We start from the raw sequence: 3,713 nt of genomic DNA on the forward strand, positions 1-3,713 counted from the left end.
GCGACGGCCCGGGCGACCGCGTCTGCCTCGGCGACCTCGTCGGAGTACTCGCGATAGGTCGGCACCGGGCCGGCGTCTGGGCATAGCTGATCGGCAGGGTCCCCTCGTGCGCGCCCACGATGAACACACAGCCCCATTCGAGGCCCTTCGCGGCGTGCAGCGTCGCCAGCGTGACCCCCTCGGCCAGCGGCGCGTGCTGGATCGAGGCCCGCCGGTCGAGCTCGGCCATCAGGTCGACGATCCCCGCCTCCGGGTGCGCGACCGCGAAGTCCGAGGTCATCGTGACGAGTGCGCTCAGCGACTCCCACCGGTCCCGCACCGCCCCGGTGCCGGCCGGCGGGTCCGCGGTCCACCCCGCCCCGGCGAGCACGCCGCGCACGGTGTCCACGAGATTGTCCGAGGTATCCCCCGCCTTCGCCTGACCACGCAGCAGTACTGCGGCCTGCCGGATCTCCGCGCGCTCGAAGAACCGCTCGGCCCCCTTGAGGACGGCCGGGATCCGCCGCTCGGCGAGAGCTTGCTCGAAGTTCTCTGACTGGGCGTTGATACGGAACAACACCGCGATGTCGCGCAGCGCAGTACCGGAGTCTTTGAGTCGGGCGACGGCCCGGGCGACCGCGTCTGCCTCGGCGACCTCGTCGGAGTACTCGCGATAGGTCGGCACCGGGCCGGCGTCGCGCTGCGAGCGCAAGGTGACCCGGCCGGGCAGCCCGGAGGGGCCGGACGCGTCGAGGATCTTGTTGGCCACCTCCACGATCTGCGGCGTGGACCGGTAGTCCCGGATCAGCTTGATCACCGCGGCCGAGGGATGCTTCGACGCGAAGCGGACCAGGTTCGCCGGGTCGGCGCCCGCCCAGGAATAGATGGTCTGTGCCGGATCGCCGACCACGCAGACGTCCTCGCGGCCGCCCAGCCAGAGGTCGAGCAAGCTCTGCTGCAGCGGGCTGACGTCCTGGTACTCGTCGACCACGAAGGTCCTGTACTGCCGGCGGATCTCGGCCGCGACCCGCTCGTCCTCCGCGAGCAGCGCGACCGCACAGAGCAGCACGTCCTCCAGGTCGATCCGGCCGCGCTCGAGCTTCACATCCTCGTACGCCGCGAAGATCCGGCCGATCGTGGCAGGGTCGAAGGCGGCGAGGGCTCGTGCCGACTTCGGGGCGACTCGGGCGTAGTCGTCCGGGCGGACGTTGCTCACCTTCGCCCACTCGACCTCACCGGCCAGGTCCCGCAACGCCGGCGTGTCCACCCGCACCCGGCAGCGCGACGCCGCCTCGGTCAGCAACGGGAACTTCCGGTCGATGATCGGCGGCAACTCCGAGCCGTACACCTTCGGCCAGAAGAACCTCGCCTGCCGCAGCGCTGCGGAGTGGAACGTCCTCGCCTGCACGCCCTGGACCCCGAGCTGGGCGAGCCGCCCGCGCATCTCCCCCGCCGCCCGCTGGGTGAACGTCACCGCGAGCACCCGGACCGGGTCGAACGTGCCGGTGCGCACGCCATAGGCGATCCGGTGGGTGATCGCGCGGGTCTTCCCGGTGCCCGCGCCGGCCATCACCACGACAGGACCGTGCAAGGCGGTCGCAACGGCTCGCTGCTCGGGATCGAGGGCCTCGAGCAGTGCGTCCGCGGACCGGCCGTCGACGGCCTGTGTGAGATCGCTCACGGGTTGAGACATACGGGAACAGTGCCCTCACCAACGTTGTTCGGATGCTTCGGGAGTCACCCTAGACGGGCTGGCGGACAGAATCCGCAGCCCATCCTGAACAGAGACGGAGCGAGCCAAGATGGCGGCATTCACGATGTACTCGACACCCTGGTGCGGTTACTGCCATCGGCTCAAGGGCCAGCTGAACCGGGCCGGTATCGAGTTCGCCGAGGTCGACATCGAGCAGGTGCCCGAGGCGGCCAAGATCGTCGAGAAGGTCAACAACGGCAACCAGACGGTGCCGACGCTGGTGTTCGCCGACGGCACCGCGATGACGAACCCGAGCCTCGCGCAGGTCGCCGAGAAGCTCGTCGCCTGAGCTACCAGCTGCCGGTCAGTTCCTGGCCGTACCAGCCTTCGATCAGGCGGCGGGAGATGGAGATGTTGCCGGGTAGGGCCATCGAACCGTCCTCGACCAGAGCACGCAGGTCGTCGCGGCTGAACCACTTGGCCTCGGCGATCTCGTCCTGGTCGACGTTGATGTCGTACCCGGTGGCGGTGGCGTAGAAGCCGAGCATCAGGCTCGAAGGCAGCGGCCAGGGTTGGCTGCCGGCGTACTGGATGTCGTCGCCGATCACTACACCCGTCTCCTCGAACACCTCGCGGCGTACTGCGGCCTCCAGTGACTCCCCAGGCTCTACGAAGCCGGCGAGGGTTGAATAGCGTCCCTCTGGCCAGGCCTCGTTGCGGCCGAGCAGGGCGCGGTCCTGGTCGTCGGTGACGAGCACGATGATGGCCGGGTCGCTCCGCGGGAAGTGGTTGAGCCCGCAGGACGGGCAGTGTCGTACGTGCCCGGCCTCGACCACCTCGGTGTGTGCTCCGCAGTTGGCACAGTGCGTGTGTACTGCGTGCCAGTTGGCCAGTCCGACCACGTTGACCGCGATCCCGGCCTCCCGGTCGTTCAGGACGCTGCCGAGCTCCCGCAGTCCGGCGTACGACTCATCCGCCTCGGCATCGACCAGTACTGCGAACACGGCCCGCCCGTCAGCGGTCTGCCCGGCTCCGGCGACTCGGTCGATTCCCAGGAAGATCCGCACACCGTCAGGCGCAGCAGCAGGCGGCACCAGGCGTAGCGACGTACGGTCGCTCTCTACTGCCAGCCTGTCGCCGACCGCCAACGCCACCTGCGTGTCATCGGCAGCCCAGGCCTTCTCCAGCCACTCCACGTCGCGCCGTCGATCAGCAGCACGGTCCAACACGGAACGGGACAGCGACAAGGAACCAGGAGTAATGGAGTAGGCCACGTCCTCAACGTATCTCGCCCACCGCCCGTGGGAGGATCCCGTCCATGAGTATTCACATCGCCGCCGAGAAGGGGCAGATCGCGCCGCGTGTGCTGTTCCCCGGGGACCCGCTGAGGGCCAAGTGGATCGCCGAGACCTACCTGTCCGACGTCATCCTCTACAACGAGGTCCGGAACATGTTCGGGTTCACCGGCACCTACAAGGGTGAGCGGGTCTCCGTGCAGGGCTCCGGGATGGGGCAGGCGTCCGCCTCGATCTACGCGAACGAACTGTTCGCCGAGTACGACGTACAGACGCTGATCCGGGTCGGGACCTGCGGTGCGCTGACGGAGAAGGTGAAGCTCCGGGACGTGATCGTGGCGATGTCGGCGAGCACCGACTCGCAGATGAACCGGCTGCGCTTCCACGGCATCGACTACGCGCCGACCGCGGACTACCAGTTGCTCCGCGCGGCCGTGGACGGCGCCGAGGCTGCCGGCCTGAACGTGCACGTCGGCCAGGTGTTCTCCGGCGACCTGTTCTACAACGACCGGGCGGACCTGGTCTCGCGGACCGCGGAGTACGGCGTACTGGGGATCGAGATGGAGGCCTCCGCGCTGTACACGCTGGCCGCCAAGTTCGGCCGGCGCGCGCTCGGCATCATGACTGTGTCGGACCACCTGATCACCAAGGAGGAGACGACGGCCGAGGAGCGGCAGACCACCTTCTCCGAGATGATCACCATCGCCCTCGATGCGGCGATCGGGGTGCCGGTCTGAACCGCTGGG

4 protein-coding genes are annotated in these 3,713 nt (G+C 68.8%); 2 read left to right on the forward strand and 2 right to left on the reverse strand.

The window, feature by feature from the left end:
• A partial coding sequence (locus VFG33_RS03020) for an ATP-dependent helicase (RefSeq protein ID WP_414672919.1) occupies positions 1-1,672 on the reverse strand: 1,672 nt, incomplete at its 3' end.
• 109 nt (positions 1,673-1,781) lie between these two features.
• On the opposite strand from VFG33_RS03020, the gene VFG33_RS03025 reads away from it, so the two are divergent.
• Complete coding sequence (locus VFG33_RS03025) at positions 1,782-2,021, forward strand: mycoredoxin (RefSeq protein WP_325022118.1); 240 nt, start codon at positions 1,782-1,784, stop codon at positions 2,019-2,021.
• A gap of 1 nt (position 2,022) precedes the next feature.
• On the opposite strand, the gene nudC is transcribed toward VFG33_RS03025, so the two are convergent.
• Positions 2,023-2,946 carry an NAD(+) diphosphatase gene (gene nudC, locus VFG33_RS03030; protein WP_325022121.1) on the reverse strand — a complete coding sequence of 308 codons (924 nt, stop codon included), beginning with the start codon at positions 2,944-2,946 and terminating at the stop codon, positions 2,023-2,025.
• A 44-nt stretch (positions 2,947-2,990) separates the two neighbouring features.
• On the opposite strand from nudC, the gene deoD reads away from it, so the two are divergent.
• Positions 2,991-3,704: a purine-nucleoside phosphorylase gene (deoD, locus tag VFG33_RS03035; RefSeq protein WP_325022122.1), complete on the forward strand. Its 714-nt coding sequence runs from the start codon at positions 2,991-2,993 to the stop codon at positions 3,702-3,704.
• Positions 3,705-3,713: the final 9 nt, after the last annotated feature.

Origin of the sequence: Kribbella sp. (genome assembly GCF_035687465.1) — a bacterium.
Lineage (GTDB): Bacteria > Actinomycetota > Actinomycetes > Propionibacteriales > Kribbellaceae > Kribbella.

What these genes read in the sequence shown, in the direction of transcription:
- VFG33_RS03025 (WP_325022118.1), top strand. Translation starts at nt 1,782, where the DNA reads ATGGCGGCATTCACGATGTACTCGACACCCTGGTGCGGTTACTGCCAT.
- deoD (WP_325022122.1), top strand. Translation starts at nt 2,991, where the DNA reads ATGAGTATTCACATCGCCGCCGAGAAGGGGCAGATCGCGCCGCGTGTG.